General features: G+C 39.7%; 18 protein-coding genes. 5 read left to right on the top strand and 13 right to left on the bottom strand.

Annotated elements, in window-relative coordinates:
• Nucleotides 1–225: 225 nt before the first annotated feature.
• The gene (locus ACOJUR_RS08305; protein WP_420949715.1) at nucleotides 226–1,425 is read left to right on the top strand and encodes a two-component system sensor histidine kinase NtrB; all 1,200 of its coding nucleotides are present in this window, start codon (nucleotides 226–228) and stop codon (nucleotides 1,423–1,425) included.
• Nucleotides 1,426–1,444: 19 nt separating this feature from the next.
• On the opposite strand, the gene ACOJUR_RS08300 is transcribed toward ACOJUR_RS08305, so the two are convergent.
• Nucleotides 1,445–2,131: a response regulator gene (locus tag ACOJUR_RS08300; protein WP_420949714.1), complete on the bottom strand. Its 687-nt coding sequence runs from the start codon at nucleotides 2,129–2,131 to the stop codon at nucleotides 1,445–1,447.
• A 638-nt stretch (nucleotides 2,132–2,769) separates the two neighbouring features.
• Complete coding sequence (locus ACOJUR_RS08295) at nucleotides 2,770–3,873, bottom strand: glycosyltransferase family 2 protein (protein WP_420949713.1); 1,104 nt, start codon at nucleotides 3,871–3,873, stop codon at nucleotides 2,770–2,772.
• 80 nt (nucleotides 3,874–3,953) lie between these two features.
• Between ACOJUR_RS08295 and ACOJUR_RS08290 the strand changes: the two genes are divergently transcribed.
• Nucleotides 3,954–5,119 (top strand): IS3 family transposase gene (locus ACOJUR_RS08290; protein ID WP_420949712.1). Its coding sequence is split into 2 segments (ribosomal slippage): nucleotides 3,954–4,212 and nucleotides 4,212–5,119, totalling 1,167 coding nucleotides; the frame shifts between segments, so codons are not numbered across the junction.
• 199 nt (nucleotides 5,120–5,318) lie between these two features.
• Here ACOJUR_RS08290 and ACOJUR_RS08285 read toward each other — a convergent pair.
• Nucleotides 5,319–6,095: a hypothetical protein gene (locus ACOJUR_RS08285; protein ID WP_420949711.1), complete on the bottom strand. Its 777-nt coding sequence runs from the start codon at nucleotides 6,093–6,095 to the stop codon at nucleotides 5,319–5,321.
• Nucleotides 6,096–6,546: 451 nt separating this feature from the next.
• Here ACOJUR_RS08285 and ACOJUR_RS08280 point away from each other — a divergent pair, with 451 nt between their 5' ends.
• Nucleotides 6,547–7,221 (top strand): hypothetical protein, encoded by a 675-nt coding sequence (locus ACOJUR_RS08280; RefSeq protein WP_420949710.1) that lies wholly within the window; start codon nucleotides 6,547–6,549, stop codon nucleotides 7,219–7,221.
• Between the two features lie 80 nt (nucleotides 7,222–7,301).
• Here ACOJUR_RS08280 and ACOJUR_RS08275 read toward each other — a convergent pair whose 3' ends face one another.
• From ACOJUR_RS08275 to ACOJUR_RS08260, 4 genes are all read right to left on the bottom strand, one after another.
• Entirely contained in the window at nucleotides 7,302–8,003 is a 702-nt protein-coding gene (locus ACOJUR_RS08275) for a hypothetical protein (RefSeq protein WP_420949709.1), read from the bottom strand.
• Nucleotides 7,978–8,517: an RNA polymerase sigma factor gene (locus tag ACOJUR_RS08270; RefSeq protein ID WP_420949708.1), complete on the bottom strand. Its 540-nt coding sequence runs from the start codon at nucleotides 8,515–8,517 to the stop codon at nucleotides 7,978–7,980. Before ACOJUR_RS08270 ends, ACOJUR_RS08275 begins: the two co-directional genes overlap by 26 nt.
• Before the next feature lie 304 nt (nucleotides 8,518–8,821).
• Complete coding sequence (locus tag ACOJUR_RS08265; RefSeq protein WP_420949707.1) at nucleotides 8,822–9,025, bottom strand: hypothetical protein; 204 nt, start codon at nucleotides 9,023–9,025, stop codon at nucleotides 8,822–8,824.
• A 603-nt stretch (nucleotides 9,026–9,628) separates the two neighbouring features.
• Nucleotides 9,629–10,117, bottom strand: coding sequence for a hypothetical protein (locus ACOJUR_RS08260; protein WP_420949706.1), 489 nt, complete (start codon nucleotides 10,115–10,117; stop codon nucleotides 9,629–9,631).
• Nucleotides 10,118–11,437: 1,320 nt separating this feature from the next.
• Between ACOJUR_RS08260 and ACOJUR_RS08255 the strand changes: the two genes are divergently transcribed.
• Complete coding sequence (locus ACOJUR_RS08255) at nucleotides 11,438–11,560, top strand: hypothetical protein (RefSeq protein WP_420949705.1); 123 nt, start codon at nucleotides 11,438–11,440, stop codon at nucleotides 11,558–11,560.
• 83 nt (nucleotides 11,561–11,643) lie between these two features.
• On the opposite strand, the gene ACOJUR_RS08250 is transcribed toward ACOJUR_RS08255, so the two are convergent.
• From ACOJUR_RS08250 to ACOJUR_RS08230, 5 genes are all read right to left on the bottom strand, one after another.
• The gene (locus tag ACOJUR_RS08250; protein ID WP_420949704.1) at nucleotides 11,644–11,790 is read right to left on the bottom strand and encodes a hypothetical protein; all 147 of its coding nucleotides are present in this window, start codon (nucleotides 11,788–11,790) and stop codon (nucleotides 11,644–11,646) included.
• Nucleotides 11,791–12,479: 689 nt separating this feature from the next.
• Entirely contained in the window at nucleotides 12,480–13,775 is a 1,296-nt protein-coding gene (locus ACOJUR_RS08245; RefSeq protein WP_420949703.1) for an NAD(P)/FAD-dependent oxidoreductase, read from the bottom strand.
• A complete protein-coding gene (locus ACOJUR_RS08240) occupies nucleotides 13,772–14,848 on the bottom strand; it encodes a hypothetical protein (protein WP_420949702.1) in 1,077 nt (358 codons plus the stop codon). The genes ACOJUR_RS08245 and ACOJUR_RS08240 overlap by 4 nt, the downstream gene beginning before the upstream one ends.
• A gap of 208 nt (nucleotides 14,849–15,056) precedes the next feature.
• On the bottom strand, nucleotides 15,057–16,760 hold the full coding sequence (locus tag ACOJUR_RS08235; protein ID WP_420949701.1) for a protoglobin domain-containing protein: 1,704 nt from the start codon (nucleotides 16,758–16,760) through the stop codon (nucleotides 15,057–15,059).
• Nucleotides 16,761–16,969: 209 nt separating this feature from the next.
• Nucleotides 16,970–18,694, bottom strand: a complete 1,725-nt coding sequence (locus tag ACOJUR_RS08230) for a putative bifunctional diguanylate cyclase/phosphodiesterase (protein WP_420949700.1) — start codon at nucleotides 18,692–18,694, stop codon at nucleotides 16,970–16,972.
• A 627-nt stretch (nucleotides 18,695–19,321) separates the two neighbouring features.
• Here ACOJUR_RS08230 and ACOJUR_RS08225 point away from each other — a divergent pair.
• Nucleotides 19,322–19,522, top strand: a complete 201-nt coding sequence (locus tag ACOJUR_RS08225) for an IS3 family transposase (RefSeq protein WP_072875361.1) — start codon at nucleotides 19,322–19,324, stop codon at nucleotides 19,520–19,522.
• A 41-nt stretch (nucleotides 19,523–19,563) separates the two neighbouring features.
• Here the strand turns inward: ACOJUR_RS08225 and ACOJUR_RS08220 are convergent, their stop codons facing one another.
• Nucleotides 19,564–20,346: a M23 family metallopeptidase gene (locus tag ACOJUR_RS08220; protein WP_420949699.1), complete on the bottom strand. Its 783-nt coding sequence runs from the start codon at nucleotides 20,344–20,346 to the stop codon at nucleotides 19,564–19,566.
• Nucleotides 20,347–20,445 lie beyond the last annotated feature (99 nt).

The raw sequence follows: 20,445 nt of genomic DNA, 5'->3' as shown, positions 1-20,445 counted from the left end.
ATACAGACTCTTTCCTAGTACTGTTTTGAACTAAGCAAAAAGGACTATATTTGACTAAAAAAGGGCCTTCCAAAATGGTCTTTTTATAAGCAAGATGTAAACACCGTACCAAACTTCTTAGCTATAGGTGGGCTTGAGGTATTAGCTTATGGAGAGCCATCAGACCTGCACGAAAGTTAAAAAAATACAAAAAGACAAGCTTCAACGAAGCAGGAAAACTATCGTGTGAACATTGGAATTCCACTGCTTGATTGGTGGATGTGGTCAAGTATAGATCGCCTAAAAACATTCAGATATAATGGTGTCGCTCATGAATGGATGATTTTAAGGTGTGTGGTATCAATGATGGATGAAATATTAGAAAAATTGGAAGAAAGTGTTGCTCGTCTAAGTGAAATCAATCGCGCTATAGACGAATCCATGATTATAGCGATAACGGATGTGACAGGTAAAATTACTTTTGTCAACAAAAAATTTTGTGAGATATCGAAATATAGTGCAGAAGAATTGCTGGGACAAAACCATCGTATTATTAATTCAGGTTACCATCCCAAATCTTTTTTTCGGGAAATGTGGCGCACTATTGCTCAGGGTCATATTTGGCAAGGAGAAATTCGAAATCGTACGAAGGATGGTCAATTCTACTGGGTAGATACCACGATTGTACCATGTGTAAACGAATCCAATAAACCTTATCAATATATTTCTTTTCGCGTTGATATTTCAGAAAGAAAAAAATTCGAAGAACATATCAAAAGGATGGAACAATTAGAAATAGCTGCACAAATTTCATCCAGTTTAGCTCATGAAGTTAGGAATCCACTTGCTGCTATTCAATGGTCTCTTTTATCTCTTCCAGATATTCAACCCTCTCAGCAAATGATTCTCAAATCCGTTGAAGATGAACTTAAACGTATGGATAACATTCTAGGTGATTTTTTATCCCTATCAAAACCAAGTACGAAAGTAAAATATCCCTTATTTTTGCAAGAAATTCTTCAAAAAGCACTAGATTTACAATCGCAATTTTTACAAAAAAGAAATATACAAGTTATCCAAAAAATTGATAAGACATTGCCTCGCGTAAATAGTGAAGAAAATCAATTAAAACAAGTCATTCACAATTTATTAAAAAACGCTATAGAGGCTATGCCTGATGGCGGTAAATTAGAAGTCATTGTGGATACCAAGGTATGTAAAAACGATAACTTCTTTGTTTGTTTAACAATGAAAGATACAGGAATTGGAATGAATCAAGAACAACTCACAAAAATCCGCCAGCCATTTTTCACAACCAAACCTAATGGAACTGGTTTAGGACTTATGGTTTGCGAAAGAATTATTCAAGAACAAGGCGGGAATATTGAAATTAGCAGTATAGAAGGAAAGGGTACGACAGTAACGGTATGCTTACCAGCTTTGTAAACTCAACCTGGACGTGAATTTATTCTTCCAATGTATATCCTTCACGAAGAGCATATGTTGCAGCCTGTACACGATTTTGCAAATGTAGTTTATCAAGAATATTACGGATATGGTTTCGAACTGTATTTTCACTTATAAAAAGTGATTGTGCAATCTCCCGATTGGATTCACCCACACTTAAATGCTTCAATACCTCTTTTTCTCGTTCAGTTAATAATTCTGTATTGGCATTGTTTTGCTTCTTTTCCGTATAAAACTCATGAATGATACGCAAGGCTAGCGACTCTGGAATGACTGGTTCTCCTTTAGAAACTTTTTTAATACTTTCAATAACCTGAGAGGGATGAGATGTTTTTAAAATATACCCAAGTGCTCCAGCTTTTACTGCATCAAAGAGAGATTCTTCTGTATCTGATGCTGTGAGCATTAAAATGTGTATATGTGGAAACAATTTCTTAATGTTTACTGTTGCTTGTAGTCCATCACAAACAGGCATGTGAATATCCATTAAAACAACATCCGGTTGTGGAGATTCTTTACACTTTATATAGGCCTCTTCACCATTTCCTGCTTCGCCAACCACTTGAATACATTCCACTCTCGAAAGAATGGACTGAACACCATTCCGAAATAGTTGATGGTCATCAACAATTAATACTTTTATTTTAGAATGGATACCCGTTGAATTTTCTTCAGAAGAAACCATAATATACACCTTCTTCTCAGAGCTTAGGTTTATAACATAATGTTTAACCGATGGGACCTCAATAGTACAAAAGAACTAATTTTCATGATTAACAATTCAAGATAACACTAATCATTTGAGCATTTTACAGAATAGTCGTTTTGGTAGAGACGAAAAAATAAAAGAACGGCTCCAGTGTAGCAAACACCACATAGCATATACGGCTAATCGATGCCATTTCTCATCAGATTAACCTGTTTTAGATTACGCAGACTTCTTGTGTTGTTCGATTTGGTATACAGCTAGTGCAGATACGAGTAACACAATCACGTTGATAAGCATGTGTATATTTACTTTTCAGATACCTCGGACATACACATTATTCATGGTCAAATTCTTCTGAAGTCTTGCGTTACAACGTTCTACAGCGGTTCGCTCATGGTATAACAACTTCCAATTCTGCGTGCCTAAGTGCGATTCTCAATACTGTGAGTTATCATAAACGGGGCTCGGCTCCACGTCACAATTCCGTAGGTTAATTGGCAAAACTGGTATTGGTGAAGCATCCATGCCAATCAGAGCTACATTGTGATGGAGCCGATACGATGATTGACTTAATATAAAATATTTTACATCCTCTCTTACCATTCATTCATGATTCAAAACCTTACCGTCTTGTCCCATACAGGCATCTCCTTAGAATGTCGTAAACGCAATTGCTTCGACCATGCCCAAAACAAAAGAATAACCCATATTTGAGCATAGGTAAAATACATAAGAACTGCCATTATTATATTCGTAAAACTCACCAAGTCATCCATCGTCTCCGCACTAAGCAACTGTACAATATAAAACAGTATTGATTCAAACCATAGCAAAAAGAGTGGAACTGAAAATTGGGTATGAACGATTCTCAGTTCCCCTAATGCAAACCATGTATCTGATACCAACAAAAAGAATACAAATACGATATATACACTTAATTGCTGAATAGAATGTCCTAATACTCTTCCACGTCGCCAACTTTTTTCCCGAAACACCTTAGCGATTAAGTATAAATTACCTTGCATCCATCTGGTTCTCTGCCGGAACCATACAGAAATTGTCTCTGGTTCTTGTTCCCAAGTGCGGGATTCTGGAACTACAGGCAACGATCCACCGATTGCTGTTAACTTCATGGTTAAATCTGCATCTTCTGCTAAAGCGTAGACATCCCAGCCTCCAACCTGTTTCAACGCCTCTTTCGTAACTAACATATTCGTCCCAGTCAACGAACCTAATCTCATCATCGCCCATCGACCTGATTGCATTAATAATTGAAAAACTGAGAACTCAATCGCGATCATTCGAGTGAGCCAGTTCTTGCGTTCATTTATGGTTTTTACATAACCAACCGCGCCAACTGCCCCTTCTGTTCCAAAACATGCGTCAACGAGAAGACGTAGAGCATTGGGTTCTGGTTGATTATCGGCATCATATACAGCAATCAATTCTCCATTAGCCAAAGATAACCCGTAGTTTAATACCCTAGCTTTTCCTTTTGGGTATCCTTCAGGTACTCGTACATGGTGAATACGTCGATACAACCGAGCGTATTCCTGTGTAATTTCCTCGGTTGTATCAGTAGATGAATCATTCAAAACCAGAATCTCCATGTCTCCTGGATATACGAGTTTCACCATAGCCTCTAGTGTTTCCCCCAAAACTTTCTCTTCGTTATGCGCTGGGATAAGAATTGAAACAGGGGGATAGTGTTCTAGCATGGGAAACGCATGGTGTTAGGATGAAATAGTGGACACAACGAATCGAGAATGTAAGAATAAGGCGATTCGAGGTGAGCCACATGACACAGAAATACGACAAGGAATTCAAACTTCACGCAGTTCAATTGGCTTTGGAGAGCGGGAAACCAGCGAGCCAGGTGGCTCGGGAGCTCGGTATTTCGCAAAAGACGTTGTATGGCTGGATGGCAAAATACAAGGAGGATCCTTCTACCCCGTTCGTCGGGAGCGGGAACCTCAAGCCGGAAGCGAAGGCCCTACGGGATCTTGAGCGGGAAATCCGTGAACTGCGAGAGGAGAATGCGATCTTAAAAAAAGCTGTGCGCATCTTCACAAACGACCGGAAATAAGGTACCAATTCATCCACAGACACCGCTCCAAATTTTCGGTTGAGAAGATGTGCAAAATATTGGGGGTATCTCGGAGCGGGTACTATGCTTGGCTCAGGCGTCCTGAGAGTGAGCGTTCCAAGCGCCGGAAGCGAATCACGAAACGAGTCCATCAGATATTCGTGAAATCCCGTCGTCTATATGGCAGTCCTAAGATCACGCAGATCCTGCGCCATGAGGGCGAACGGGTGGCTCAAAAGACAGTGGCCAACATCATGCGGGAGAATGGGCTTAGGAGCCGCACAGTCCGCAAGTACAAGGCGACGACGTATTCGAACCACGACTACCCGGTACAGGATAATGTGCTAAACCAAACGTTCGTAGCAGAGCGTCCTAACCAAGTATACATGGCAGACATCACTTACATCCCAACGGATGAGGGATGGCTCTACCTGGCCAGCTTGGAGGATTTATATAGCCGCAAGATTGTGGGCTGGCGTGCGGATGCACGGATGACAAAAGAGCTGTGCATCGGAGCGCTGGAGCAGGCCTGCAAACGCCAGAGGCCAACAGAACCAGTGCTGCATCATTCGGACCGTGGGAGCCAGTACGCCTCTCATGACTACCAGGAAAAGCTGCAAGAGTACGGGATGGTTGGTAGCATGAGCCGCAAGGGTAATTGCTTTGACAATGCGTGTATTGAGTCGTTTCACAGCATCATCAAGCGAGAGCTCGTGTATCTGGAAAAGTTCAAAACAAGGGAACAAGCCATACGACGGATCTTCGAATACATTGAGGTCTGGTACAACCGGGAGCGGGTACACTCATCTATCGGGTTTCTAGCACCGGCTGAGTACGAAAGAAGATATTTCCAAGTGTCGAGAGTCAAGGCAAGCTAAGCGAGACAAAAGTAATCGTGTCAGAATATTAAAACTTACAATTTCTCTGTTTTGAGGTGTCCACTATATTGACTTAATACCACGCAATCTTTTTGGAGCGAAAATACAATCCTAATATATCTAAGGAAACATAATAGAAAAGAAGTATCCAAAACAACACAGAAATAACTAATAAGACACCTGACAAGAATTCGCTCCCCTATTCCTTCAAGTTTAAAGAAGTCAAAGTATCACCAGGATGGATGGTTTTCACGTCAATTTTCAAGATATTATTAATACTCTCGTGTAACTCGGTAAGCAATTTTTCATTCATTCTTTGAGAGACAATTTCTAGTCCTTGTTCGGTAGTGTTTTGCAGTAAAATCCATATCCTGTTTGCATCTGCTTGTCCAACTAAGTCGTATTGTCTTCGAACCGAACTCAGAACAGCTGAGGCTATAGTATGAAACAGTGCAGAAGAAATTTTTGTAGCCGTAGTCCCAATTTCGATCGATAACAAATAACCAGATTCTTGTCTACGTGACATGGATTGAAGAACCATTTCAGTTTGATATAAAAATTCGTTTTTAGTCAGAACTCCTATACCGCCAATAGTCTTCTCTAAAATTCCAATTCGTTGCTGAAGAATTTGAATACGATTTCCTAATTGTTTTACAGTGTAAAAAACTAACCATAAAAGCATAGTTAATAATGAAAAAAGTCCGTGTATCTCAATCCAATGCCACTGGTCTAGGATGCTAACATGATGAAACCAGGTGAAAAAAATGGCAAATGCCCCTAATGCAAAAATTTCAATGACCATGATGAGAAATGTAATCATAGAGGAAAGAAAAATGTACATAAATCCCGATAATAAAAAAATAGATATACTTATAATAAATCCCACATTAGAAATTATTTTAAAGTATATCCAACCCACCAATAAAGATAAGAGAAAAAGAAGCAGGATTGAGACTAGTTTACGTTGATCAGACATGTATAACACCCAAATTCAGAAATTTATGTAGAGCCAGAACAGATTAAATCAGGAATCCCGGTATTCAGTCAAGGAATTTGGTTTTTTGTAGAACCTCCCATGCCATGTCGTCACCAATAACGATAGCGTCAACATCAGATATCTTCACGTTGTCCAAGACTGCCTTCAATGCGGCGACATTGCCATGGATGTCATATAACACTTAAACTCTTTTAGCCAAAACAATTCTACCCCTCCTCCGATCAATCCTACACAGACAATCTATCTAAAATGTAGGAATTATGTCTGGATAATTCACATGGTCAATTCGTTTAAATGTGAAATATTTAGCCTCACACGTAGGACAAGCATCCATTCGAACTATATCAGTGATCCATACGATGGGATTGCGTGCTTGGCCAGCACGTAAAACAAGTGTCTCGCGAGCACAAGAAACAGAGGGAAAATTGATATGTCTGTAACTGGGAAATTCCCAAACCAAGTAAGTGCTGATCCAGCCGGATACAGTTTGGTCAGCGGTCAATCGTGGGATGTGATTGTCACTTCGCTCGATGTCAACGGTAACCCGAGAATAGGTGACACGATTCGGGTCTATGACTTTAACATCCACACAGGAGCAAGCACATTGCTCGGAAGCGGATCGACTGGGTACAACGGTGAGGTGAATATTGACTGTTCCCCTGTCTATAACGTCCAAGGGGAAGACTCGAGCCGACTCATTCGAATTTGGGATGACTCTGCTGGAGAATACGCTGATTACAGCATTCCGATTTGGTTCCATGTGAACATGACGCTAGAGTGTGCAACTACGGGGCTTGCTTGTGGATCAGCAACCGAGTATGTTGCGTTGCCTTCAACCACTGCGATTTGTGGACAAGGAGTATACGTCTACACGACATCGAAAGGACGACTTATTGCAACGTCAGTTCAGGATCGGGGGCCAGGTGTCACCAACGACCCGTACTGGAACGAAAATGGTCAGCCAACTTGGGTGAATCCATCAGGGTATCATGTGGGAATGGATGGATCTTCGGAGCTTTGGGCTAGTCTTGGCTTTGTAAGTGGAGTTGACTATAGTTGCTCTAGCGGGTATGGAATCACCTCTGTATATTGGAGATTCAATTAACGTGATGTCTTGACCGACCTTCAGAATCGATTTGCCCAAGAAACAGAGCCGTGTAGCATAATGGCTCTGTTTCTTGGGTTTTACTTTGTAATTTTGTAAATGTTCCAAACGTACCGATGGCCGAGTTCGAATAGGTATATATTGTAGGACTTATGCACCCCGTTCCCTTCAATATCAACTGAAACTAAGGCGGTTTTAGGCACAAGAGTGATTTTCTTATTTTTCAACATGTAAACCACAGTAATTCCATTAATTTTTGCCGACAGTTGGGACTGAGATTTTTCCGTCCACGCAGCGTTTCTAAAACCGATAGGGAGCAAGTTTGTCGTATACACCTGCGCCGATTGTAGCGGGTCTGTCTTCCATGGGCTATGAATCTGTGCATTGGTAAGAGTTGCTTGGTACGGTATTGTTTCGTTTACAATTTTACCTTGTTCGTAAAATTGAATCGTCTTATCGTTCATACGAAGCTTATAATCTGCAAAGTTGTACAATATATCTCCATTGCTCTGAGTTGCTGTTGTTACGGAATTCGGGTGTGGAACATATTGAGTATTGAATGAAGAGTGTGTTATATAACCAATACCACCTACGGCTACTGCAATTGCGGCAACGACGGCTACCACATTGGAAAACATAGTTAATTTCCTCCTTGGCTTCTTGGGTTTCGTTTCTGACATTTGTGCATCAATGCGGTTCCATATTTCCATTTTCTTTGTCGGATTCATGTTGATGTGCGATGCAGCAGAAAGTTCATCAAGGATTTTTTGATCGGAATCCATCCTTTATCTTCACCTCCTCAGAATCTGAACCATAAATTTCTTTCAATTTTGTCATGGCACGATGCGCTGTTACGCGCACTTTCGATTCCGACCAGCCAAGTATTTGAGAGGTTTCCAATATGGAAAGGCCTTGAATGTATCGCAATATGATCACTTGCTGATAATTAATGTTTAGCAGGGACAATGCTTCTTCAATTTCTAATTTCAATTGCGAAAAGACTGCTTCATCGCGGGTTTGCGGCTCATTGTAGTTCAATAAATAATCTCTTTCGATCCGTTTTCTACGAAAGGAATCGAAAATATAATTCCTTGCAATTCTGATGAGCCAAGTTTTAGCGTTGGCATCGTGACGATATTGGTTCCACGAGCGAAATGCCCTCAAGAACACTTCTTGAACAACGTCATATGCTTCAGAAGAATCGTTTAGTGTTAGCTTTGCATAACGGTACACATCGTCGGAATGTCGTTCGTATAGTAACCGTATTGCATCTCGTGGTGACTGTTGTTCGATCATTTGAAATTCACCACCTCAGCTCCTTTCATGTACTTAGACGAGTCAGACATCAAAACATCTCACTGAATTTATTTTTTTTGCCCATAATACTCCGCTATAATTCGTATAGGTGATTCACCTAGACACGCATTGAGCAATACATCAAGTTGCAGATAAACGGCTGTACCAGTGCAAGAGGCTTGCAAAGGAAGTGGCATCCGCTCTCCAAACCAGAAGACAATAAAATCCAGATGGAGAGCGCTGTAGATGGCTGATGATCATAGAGTAACATCGTTTACAGGAGAAACTTTAGAATTGGAAGGTTTTATATGAAGTGTGTGAGCAGTTTTACTATTGCAAAACAACTCAATGGAATCACAATATAAGGAGAGACCAATCGAATATAGGCTTTGTATGTCTCGTGATGTTGACGAACTTGTCGAAACATCAGCCAAACAAGACTGCAAGATGTGATTGCAACAACATACACAGCCCCCCAACTGATGATAACTCCCATCCACCAAGGCAACACCATAATCCTCCTATACCATTCAATTTAAAACAAAAATGGATAGTTCAATTGAATAGACATTTTACGCAGACGACGTAAAATTCAAAAGGGTAAGTCCCCTAGGTAAGACGTTCCGTTGAGGACTGGAAACGGAACTGTCCCGTCAGCGGTTTTTAACCACTTATGGGGCAGCTCCGCTCTTCCTTATCTCAACTTTTCGGCTAACCTTTCGGATGAATTTCGTGTTTAGTAAACTCCAGTTGGACTATTTGGTTGTCTTGTGCCTATATGCTACTTTGTTAAATTGTCGATAACGGAATCCGTTATTCAGCTACCCTTACTCGGCGTTTTGTTGTCTTACAGTCGATTTCAAACACGTGCGAAACATTCATCGTTCCACCCCAAAAATCTTACATCTTGCTGTTGAAGTATTCTTTCGTGCATTTTAATTGCCTTTTGAGAATCTCGGCGAACAGAGTAGGCGAATACTCTTTCGCGTTCATCGAAATTTTCGTTTTCAACACTTCGCCATTCTCCAAAACCTTACGATAGTAGTAATGATCCGTCTGTTTGTACAGTTCCCAACCATCGTTGTCGCAGAATCGCTTGTGTTCTCTGGGATTAGGCATGGATCAAACACTTTACGTCATCAATGGTGTCTTGCATAGCGACCTTCAAAACATACGGGAAGTGCTTACGACGGTTCGGAGAGTTGAAATAAAGGCGAAAGCTGTCGGTCAAATAGTCCTCGGCATATTCGAGCAGCATCTGTGCAATGGAAGTCAACACCTCTTCTTTGGTCACACCGCTCACTACGATGTCTTCAATTTCATCAACAGTCCCAACATATTCTTGATTTTCGTCCAACTCCAATTTCGCGTGAAACACCAACGGCTCCACAAGAACTGCCAAATGTTCGAGGTTCAAAGCTGCCAAAATGTCGCGGTTGCGCGTAACGAACCCCGGACGGTCACGAACCACTGTATCGACGAACTCACTAAAGTGCTGCCTAACATCAGAAGCCTTCTCTGCGAGTTGTAGCATCAACATCCCCTCCACACCCCCATCGTATCGCAATTGTACAATTTGTACAATATGTACGATTGCCAAGAAGTATGACGGATAAACGTTGAATTTAAATTTTCTCCATCCCTTGTTCATCTTGCAGAAGGTACTGCAATACCGCCTTGATGAGTTTTAAGGACTTTCGATCCGTTGCACACTTATCATAAAGACGGCGCTTTGATTTGGACAAACCCGAAAAATTAATGCTAACCAGATTGATTACAGTGTATGTTAAATTCAGTATTTTTTAAATTATCTCGATTGACACTCTTTTACAAGAGTAAAGTGTTACTGTACATTTATGTTACCGAATTCTTTGAATAAGGAGTGTATGTAAGGGCGGTTCAATCAAAGGTCGCTGTTTCCATTGCTTCAGGTCTTATGGTTCTCGGTGCTATAGTCACTCCCGCTTTTGCAAGTACCTCTGTAATCCTATCTTCTCCGAATGGTTCGTTACTGTTATATCAATCTTAATTTTTACCAATTTCAATCACCACGGCTCAAATTCAAAGTGGCGTTGCATTGATCAATAGCAGCATTGTCAGTGGTTATATGGAAATTAAAAACAGAAAAGCTGTCTTAACAGATACACCCAACAAAATCAATCCCGCAATTTCGTTTACAAGTGACAAATAGTGAAACGCGGATCTATATTTTAATTAAGCACAAACTCAGAAGGAAATTGCGGCTTTAAACAATACCTGGGATGTTTGGTCATTTGCTGCGTTGGTAGCTGGAATCCTTGGCCCAATCCCGGCATTCGGTGAAGTGGGCACCGCGATTACCGTAATAACAGGGATCACTGCATTGGGTGCATTTATGATTGCAAATGATATGAGTGCGGAAGATTACGGATATGGCGTTACGCTGTGTATTCGAACATGGAGCGTAGTTTGGTTTGATTCAGGTTACGTTGTTTCTTGAGCCTAATTATAATGAAGGAGGCAATACCTCCCCCACACCCACACCGATGAACAAAACTGTCATATAATGGTTTTTTGGTATTACAAAATTGAAAGGGGAAATTAACCCATGGTCTTACCAACTCTTCTGCTCATGGCGTATTTTCTTGTAATCGGTTTAATCATTTCTCTATGTCTTGTATTGTTATTTAGAAAGATCACAAATCGTACTTCTGCACTTAATTTCTTTACAGCCTTTATCTTGGCATGTATTGGTTTGGCAACACATTTCTTCTCTAGCAATATGTTGCCGTTTATATTTCTTGAAGTTGCGGCTTTAACTTTCCTTGTTCATGGAATACGTCACGAAAATACTAAATAGAATGTTATTATAATGGGACTACCTCCATCCGTCACTACAATGCCGTACGGTTCTTTACCTGTCAAGTTGAACAGTGATTCAGTGAGACAATCACGAAAGCTCATCATTATTGGACTTTTTGGTGAGATTTTGGTGAGTTTTTTGGATTTTGTCTCGCGCAATCATGATACCAACGGTGATTATCCGCTGGGGCGTCCGAGATGAAAGACCAATTTGTTGCGACAATTCGCTGTTCGGACTTTCGAACCTCGCGTATTTCGAAGGCCGTTGGTGCGTTCAAGTGCACTTTACCGTCGCTCGTGAATGCCCAACCGTTCTTTGAAGGCATATTGCAAGACTTCCAAGACTTCAGGCAGGTTTAGGCAATGTTCCTTGGCTTCACTCTTCAGCCATAGAGGCAAGGTCAATGTAGTATTCACAGCTTTATAGGCCATTTCCTCGCGTACCGAGGCATATAAGCATCAAAGATTGTTACGTACAGGTGATGTTTGTGAGACGAAGATGGCGGAGTAGGTCCCAATCAGAGGGCTTCGGCGCACACCCATTGCCAATTACGTATTCTAACGCCCTGTATCATGATATGCGATTACTAGACCTGCATTCCACGCTGCCTACGATGACCTTGTTTCGCTACTCGAAGATTTTTGTGACGGACTTTTTCTTCTAACGCACTCATGGATGATTCTTCCAAGTATTTCTCTGGATGCGCACATGGATGCCATACTTTCAGGACATCGGGATTTGACGATAGCCTTTCAAGGTACGGAATATGCACGCTGCTGCAAGGCCCCCCGACGTCGTCCAACAGCACCCATTCACCCTTCTGTCAACGCTTCTTGTTGCTACTGACCATGCGCATTTCTCACTCGATGATTCCATTGCATGGTTGGAGCGTAACGCCGTTGGCAGCAGAAACTTCAACTTCTTTTTCGTGGCAGACATGAACCGGCGGCTGACGCTGCTTTTTGCTCGTGCCAGAGAACTCCCATTCCTCTCCGACCGTCTCTGACCGTATGCAGGCTGTGAACCTTGAATTACTGATGTAGCAACTCTACACAGAAGTCTACCAAAAGGAGGGTATTCCGCCCTCCCAGGCTGTTGAAACCTCATTCTTTATCCTTTTTTAGGATGATATGGTGTCCAAAACCGTTGAGATGGTATGATTTTCTGGAAATCGACTCGACCATACTGGTACGAGAAATCTACCTGTTATGAATGTGCTAAAAAACTCTAGAACAACACGCACAGCATTTCGTTTCAAAGGCATAAAGTACAAGAAGAACAGAATTCTTAATATCCATGCTAAAAAACCAGTGATTGGTATACCGTATAACTCCATAATCCCTCGACCAATTCCTAAAGAAGCAGCTTGTCCTAATCCTCGATATCGAAATGGTAACAATGATTTCCCGTATAATTTTCTGGTAATGTTTTTTCCAATATGTTGACCCTGTTTCATGGCCCATAAAGCATTGGATGGACAAGGAAGTTTGTTTTTATAATGTATAACTTGCGCCACATCTCCACCGCACCATATATCATCATCATGTTCGATTTGTAGAGTTTCCCGTGTTGGATATTTTTCTTGATAAACCTTCATGTCAATAGGTAAGACATTGGGAACCGTACCAACCGTACAAAGTATGATACTGCCTTGCACCCACTGGTTTTCTAACTTTACCCCATCCTTATAGATTTGTGTAACTTTTGTATGACAAAGATATCTTATATTTAGATTTTCTAAATAGTATTTAGCCTTTTTCACTAAGGAAGGAAAGTGGTTTTGTAGTTCAGGAAGGATATCTTCTCCTCGATGAAGGATAGAAATCTCCGTTTGACATCCCTGCAGTTGAGGATAATTTTTCATGGCTTTTCGGGCCAATTCTTGAATGGCAGCTGCCATTTCAACCCCTGCGAAGCCTCCCCCAATGATGAGGGTCTGAAGATAATGATGGCGAAGTACAAGATCATTTGTTTCACTGGCTTTTTGAATATTTTCCAATATTTTATTTTTAAGGGCCTGAATATCTTCTGGTGAACGAAGCAGAAAGCTATATTCATTCGCCCCAGGAATCATTGAACCCTTATCTGTTGCACCTGATGCAAGTACTAATTCGTCATATGAAAGTTGTTGAATCCCTGTATGGTTGAGAATTTGAATTTGCTTAGAGCCTGACAGAACTTTTATAACACGCCCAACTCTCAGTTCAGCATGAGAAAATATGCTCTGAAGTGAACTAAATGTGCTATGCGTTGAAAGCAGTCCACTGAGAACTTCTCCCGTCCATCCATGAAAGACATGTACAGGAAGGGCAGCAACGATAGTTACTTTAACTCTTTGGGCGCGAATTTCAGCAAGTAATTGACGGTAGGTTTCGATTGCTGTATAACCACCTCCCACAATAACAACACGTTTCATGCGTTTGCCTCCATATCTACCATAGAATCAAATCTATCCACACGCTTCCCAAAAGAACGGAATTTTGCTAAACGAAAACCGTAGGATGCATATTTTTGGGCTAGAAAAATCATGTATTTTGCCTGTTCTACCTCAGGGTTACCGATACTAAAATGCCCCTGATGTCCTTCTAAAGCTAACAGTTCTGTTTCAGCCAAGCAGGCATATGCATGACCTTTAGGTAAACCAATATCCATACTACAAAAAACACCAGATGTTTCTACTAATCCACCATCAAGAATCATGACATCAGGACGTTCTTTGCATAGATCGGGAGATGTGTTTCGCGGTTGTGTGTCATCTAAAACAATAGCTCCTTCTTTTAAATGTTCACTTCGAAGTAAATTTTCCGTAGAACTGGTCAACAGTATAATGACATCACTTTGTTTGACATCATTCATCGAGCGTGAAAGTTTGACGTGAAAATTAGGTTTATGTTTGAGAATTCGGTTTTCCGTTTCAGCTAAGCGGATTTCGTTTCTTGCAATGAGTGTGACTGAAGCAATACTCCCATTTTTGATTTGATGGGCCAAGAGTTCACTAAAACATTGCCCTGTACTACCTGATGCACCCACAATCGCTAAATGTGCTGGTTTTTGCGTTTGATTCAAGATTTTTTCTGTGGCCAGAAGAGTCATAGCGGCTGTGAAGGCATTTCCGTTGGTAATCCCGATATCTGTTCGCTTTTGTAAAAGTCTCCCTCCTCCAGCCAATGGAGCAGTTAACGCTCCTAGTCCTACCAGTTCACAACCACGTTGTTTAGCCAGATCAACAGCTTTTTCAATTCGAGAAAAGACTTTTTTAGGAGGGAGTTCGAGCATCTGTTTCGCAGAAAAAGGAATTAAGATTAGTTCGCCTTGAAGTCGTTGATCTTGAGTCGATAATTTTCCGCTCACAAATGGAGGCACGGGAATCCTTTTTAAGACTTGTTGATATACTATATCAGGAACTATACCTAAAAGCGGATGGACACGTCGCATGTCTTTTTGAACTTCTGATCTGGGATGAATGAAGAAGGCAAATTTTTTAGACAAGTAAATCACTCCTTGTTTCTCAGTTATGTAATCTTGACTTAACCATCAGTATTTTTTCATATCGAAATGATTCATAAGTCTCATCTATTGTCTCAATCGTCCTAAAATTGAACATTGGTAAACCATAATTACTCATTCTTTTTTTACCTTAAAATTTTACTGCCTTCAAAAGTGTAGTAAATTTATGTGAGAGTTAATCCAAATCAAGTTACACTATTTCTTCTAGTGAAGTGAGTATACTCACTAACCGTTCTGATGTCTTTTCCAAATCGATAATGGAGTTTCTGATTTCATCAAAATTTCCAGTTTGAATGGCATCATAGGTAGACAATGCTTGTTCATGTAATTGCTTATGAACGGGCTCAATTTCTTGAAAAATTGGAAGTTGATGAAATTGCAGTTGATTCTTTTGCTGATCGTACCATTTACCCAATCTACACTGATGATGATCGCCAATCTCACCTCTTTCCAAATGATGATAGCCTAAATACATATTATACAAATTCCATTTCCATAGTTTATGATCTGTTTTCACAATTCTTAACATAACTTTAAGTGGCAAGTTATCACGCTTTAACACAACATTCTGACGCATTTCTTCAATACTAAGACTAATTCGATACATATCTTCTCCAGTTGTATGGATAGCCTTTTCTAATACAGAGACTTGATTAATGACAGTTTCCATACTTTGTTCTACTAGTTGGGAAGAAGCTGCTTGCTCTTCGGTATTGGCAGCAATATTACTCGTTGTATCCATCACCATTTGCATTTCCTCTAAGAGCTGATTCGATACTTTTTCTGATGCCCCAATCGCTTTTTTCTGATCCGTAGCAACTTTTTCAAACTCACGCAATCGATGCTGTAGTTTTTCAGCATTGTCATTGAGTTCCCATAACATTTTTTCTATTTGTTCTGCATTGATTTTAGTCCTATCTGAAAGACTTCGAATTTCGTGAGCTACCACCTGAAATCCAGAACCTTTCTCTCCCGCCCTTGCAGCCTCAATAGACGCATTCAGTGAAAGGATCTTTGTTTGACTGGCAATTTCCCGAATTTCTTTGGAAAATGAAGAAACCTGTTCAAACGACTCTTTTAAAATTTGAAATTCCTTTTGTAGAGTTTGATTTGATTGCACAAATTCTTCAATGGATTGTTTGATTAATTCTAGGGATGATGCATTTTGCTGAGTTGTATCCATGACATGTTGAACATTCTCTGCTACAGATATAGCATAATTAGCCACTTCTTGAACCGATTGATTAATTTGAGAAGCTTCTATTTTCGTTTTTGTCCCTTGTTCCTTCAAGTGTGAAAGCGTCGCTTCCACTTCTAAAAGATGATCCGAACTGAGAATCAGTTCCTCTGCAGCGGATAAGGCATAGATATTTTCAACATTCGATGTTTCATCCTCATAATCCATTAAGATAATCTGCATATCCAATAATACGAGCTTGACAAGGGATACCAAATACTTGGATAGCTTTTCTGGTCGACGTATATTTTTACATAGCTCTGGAAATACCATTTCAAAAAATCGCGCATATGAACCGATAAACCAATCCGTGGTTAAACCGATTCTGGCATGTGCTTGTGCAATCTTTTTCCTTTTATTCAAATACTCATTCCAATTTATATACCCGCTTAAAAGCTCCCTAAAGTAAAGAGAAAACGTTTTTTCCAGAACCTCACGACGACTATGTTGTTCTACAAGCTGTTGTAATGTTTGAAATTTTTCTATGTGATCGTACTGATTTTTGGCAATCTTATCAAACAACGGAGTACATATAGATTCAAGTTTATTGATTTCATACAAATCTTCATAGTCCAGATTTAAAAAGCGTAAGTAGTTTTGTAGATTTTGGGTTTCTAAATTTTTATGTACGACTGGATTATTATTTAAGAAGCCCATGTTTATACTCCCTTTCAATAAATCATAAATAATATATGAACAAAATTTACTTTATCTAATCTCCGAGCGATGAAACTTAATGTTTATACAAATTGGTAAATCATTTCATTAGTTGAATTTCACATCATTCTTTAAGTTTCGTGATTCACAATCATCCCCCCTCGCTATTTTTCAAACAAATGAGATCACAAGAAAAAAAGCTTCATATCCTATGAAATAGACGTTTGTAGCCATTTTTGCTGAATTTCTTCGAATACAACGGGTGGTGAGAAGAAAAAACCTTGTACCGAATGGCAACCTTCTTGTAAAAGTTTTAATGCCTGTTCTGCTGACTCTACACCCTCCGCTACCACTTCCATCCGTAAACTGTGCGCTAAATGGATAATTGCAGAAACAATAGATAACTGTCCAGGATCCTCCATCATATGAGCTACAAAGGATTGATCGATTTTCAAGATATGTGGTTCAAATAATTTCAAATACCTTAAAGAAGAATAACCTGTTCCAAAATCATCAATTGAGATTTTAACGCCCATAGATCGTATACGACGCAATGTATTTGTAATCTCGTTAGAATTTTGCATCAAGAGACCTTCGGTAATCTCGATCTCTAACCACTCTGGGGACAAGCCCGTTTCATGAAGAACTTGACGAACAGTTTCTTCCATATCCGTTAATTGGAATTGTTTGGGGGATACATTAACTGAAACAGAAATAGGGTCATAGCCCATATCTTGCCATCGTTTATTTTGTTGACAAGCTGTCAACAAAACCCATTTACCAATCGGAACGATAAGTCCACTCTCTTCAGCAATCGAAATAAATGTGTCAGGATGGATGAGTTGACCATCTGTAGTTTGCCATCGAAGTAAAGCCTCTACAGAATAAATTTTTCCCGAGGCCAAATGAACTTTGGGCTGATAATATAGTACAAACTGTCTCTTTTCTATGGCCTGTCGAATTCCATTTTCAATACGTAATCGTTCTTCAATGACATTACTTTCTGTGGGATCATAAATATGAAACCTATTTCCTCCTTTATTCTTTGCAGAATACATAGCGAGATCCGCAAATTTCACTAAATTATCCATATCGGTTGATGATTCTGGGTACAATGCAATACCAATACTGAGAGTCATAATAAACTCTCGATCGAGAATAAAAAAAGGAAGCGAAAACGCCTGCAAAACCTTTTGTGCAAAGGAAACCACTTCATGACGTGAAGAAGTATAAGAGCAAATAATTGCGAATTCATCTCCTCCAATACGCGCTAGAAATCCTTCATCGTATAACAACGATTCCAAGCGAGAACCGATTAACATAAGAATTTGATCCCCTAATTCATGCCCGTACGTATCGTTAATATTTTTAAAACCATCTAAATCACAAAAAAGAACAGCGATACTATTAACACGTTTCGCAGGTTCATTTAATTTTTGTTTGAGCGTTTCTTTAAAAAATCGACGATTGGGAAGACCGGTTACCTCATCATGATACGCCATATACTCGAGACGACTTTTCAATTCATTCTCTGCAGAGACATCTCGAGTTAAACTCATAATCATAGGGGTTTTCTCCCCGTGAATAAGAATACTTCGTATCTCTCCTGTGAACTCGGTTCCGTCATAACGAATCATAGAATATTGTGTAGTAGGAATAAAACTACCTATATTTCTGCTATCGTACAGTTGATTAAATGCACATTGTACCGATTCCACTATACTTGGATGAAAAAAAGGCCATATCTCTAAATGGATAGCACTCTTATTCTCTGGTAGCGCCATGAGTTGAACCGCAGCGCGATTGGCATACTGTATAATCCCTGCTTGATGAACGACTATAGCATCTGGAATCGAATCGAGAATATGTTGATACAACGAAAATTGATAAATCGGATTCTGCAAGATATTTTGCATATCTAATATCTGATTCACCTATATACCTCCATTCATATTCATAGATAAAGGGGATAAATTAGACGAATAGATTAAAAAAATTTATCATTTCAAACAAAATCGGAGAAGGCCCACGAACCGCATAATGTCCATATATGTATTCATCATAAATTGACAATTTATTCTTACACAATAGTCTCAAATAACTAATTCAAAGCTCTGAGTTTATTTTTGATAAAACCGTTGAAATATTTATGGTTTGCAGTACCACCCTTTTACACAGAATAAAAATTGATGATGGAAAATAATGCTCCCAACAATTTCAGAAAAAGGAGATTCGGATGAGCCACATGGCACAGAAATTCGATAAAGAATTCAAACGTCATGCAGTTCAATTAGTTTCGAAGAGTAGGAAGTCGGCGAGCCAGGTAGCTCGTGAACTTTTCATATGGCAAAAGACGTTGTATGGATTGTGTGTGACAGGATAGAAGTGCAAGGTATGGCGGCGGAGACCACAAGCCTGAGGCGAAGGCCTCGCAAGACTTAGAGCAGATCTGGGAACGCCAGCGGCCGACAGAATTCATATTGCATCATTCGGACTGTGGGAGCCCATACGCCTCTCATGACTACCAGGAAAAGCTGTAAGAGTACGAGAAGGTTGATAGCATGAGCTGTATAGGTAATTGCATTGATCATGCGTGTATCAAGTCGTTTCATAGCATGATCAAGCGAGAACTCGTCTACCTAGAAAAGTTCAAAACCAGGGAGCAGGCCATACGGCGGATCTTCGAATACATCGAAGTTTGGTACAACCGGGAGCGGATTCACTCATCCAAAGGAATCATGTCAGAATATGAAAACTTATAATTTCTCTATTCTGGGATGTCCATTCTCTTGACTTAATACTACTACCTATGCCCACTACTCGGAGAAATAACGTCATTCCTAATTAACCATTTATCTTTCATAAAAAATGGAATACCGATAACATTTTTATCCTTAAGCCGCTTCTGTATATGAAAATGGAGATGAGGCTCTGACGAGAGTCCAGAGTTACCTATCCGGGCAATAACTTGTCCCTTCTCAACAGTATCCCCTACCGAATGTTTGACTGAATGTTCTTGAAGATGGGCAAATACATATTGAAACTCCTCTGCATCTTGAATGACTATTACATTTCCAAAAGGTAGTTTAAAATCCATTACTCCAATAGGATTATCTGAGTGTCTAGATTCAACATATACTACTTTTCCATTAACGGGGGATAGAATCTCCTTCCCAAAAGATAAATACTTGCTCAGAGATTTCGGAGCTAATCCACACGCTCTGTTTCCACATTTGCCGACTACTACAAAATCTATGGCATATTTTTGTTGGTGGCTTTTTCTATGATGATTTAAAACACCAATATTCCCCCCTTGAATGATTCCTAGCCGATGATTAACTGGATTATCTACTTGCACAGCGTCATTGACTTTTATCAATTTTTTCAAAAATAATAGAAGTTTGATAAAGAGAAGAGCGACGAGACTTAAATACCATAAGCCATTTTTAAATTCAATTAAAATAAATGTCACTAACCAAAAATCCCTGAAATAGACTGAAGTTTTAACCCAAGGCGCTACATAATAATAAATCAAATATAGGATTAAAAAAAATATATTAGTCCATAAATGTTTGGAATAATACATAAAATACATAGTGATAAATGGATACATTATTAAAGAGGCGAATATGATCACTCTATTCATATAGAGATTTTTGTTTACATAATAAAAGTAATTAGATAA

This window comes from Alicyclobacillus tolerans, assembly GCF_048984885.1.
In the GTDB taxonomy this organism is placed as follows: domain Bacteria; phylum Bacillota; class Bacilli; order Alicyclobacillales; family Alicyclobacillaceae; genus Alicyclobacillus_I; species Alicyclobacillus_I tolerans.
The sequence above is the reverse complement of the archived record's forward strand: the minus strand, read 5'-3'. Positions and strand labels throughout refer to the sequence as shown.

Bases quoted from the DNA above. Each gene is read 5' to 3' on its own strand.
- ACOJUR_RS08300 (WP_420949714.1), bottom strand. From the start codon at position 2,131: ATGGTTTCTTCTGAAGAAAATTCAACGGGTATCCATTCTAAAATAAAA.
- ACOJUR_RS08270 (WP_420949708.1), bottom strand. From the start codon at position 8,517: ATGATCGAACAACAGTCACCACGAGATGCAATACGGTTACTATACGAA.
- ACOJUR_RS08245 (WP_420949703.1), bottom strand. From the start codon at position 13,775: ATGAAACGTGTTGTTATTGTGGGAGGTGGTTATACAGCAATCGAAACC.
- ACOJUR_RS08220 (WP_420949699.1), bottom strand. From the start codon at position 20,346: ATGTATTATTCCAAACATTTATGGACTAATATATTTTTTTTAATCCTA.
- ACOJUR_RS08275 (WP_420949709.1), bottom strand. From the start codon at position 8,003: ATGGATTCCGATCAAAAAATCCTTGATGAACTTTCTGCTGCATCGCAC.
- ACOJUR_RS08295 (WP_420949713.1), bottom strand. From the start codon at position 3,873: ATGCTAGAACACTATCCCCCTGTTTCAATTCTTATCCCAGCGCATAAC.
- ACOJUR_RS08250 (WP_420949704.1), bottom strand. From the start codon at position 11,790: ATGGCCTATAAAGCTGTGAATACTACATTGACCTTGCCTCTATGGCTG.
- ACOJUR_RS08285 (WP_420949711.1), bottom strand. From the start codon at position 6,095: ATGTCTGATCAACGTAAACTAGTCTCAATCCTGCTTCTTTTTCTCTTA.
- ACOJUR_RS08235 (WP_420949701.1), bottom strand. From the start codon at position 16,760: ATGGGCTTCTTAAATAATAATCCAGTCGTACATAAAAATTTAGAAACC.
- ACOJUR_RS08225 (WP_072875361.1), top strand. From the start codon at position 19,322: ATGAGCTGTATAGGTAATTGCATTGATCATGCGTGTATCAAGTCGTTT.
- ACOJUR_RS08280 (WP_420949710.1), top strand. From the start codon at position 6,547: ATGTCTGTAACTGGGAAATTCCCAAACCAAGTAAGTGCTGATCCAGCC.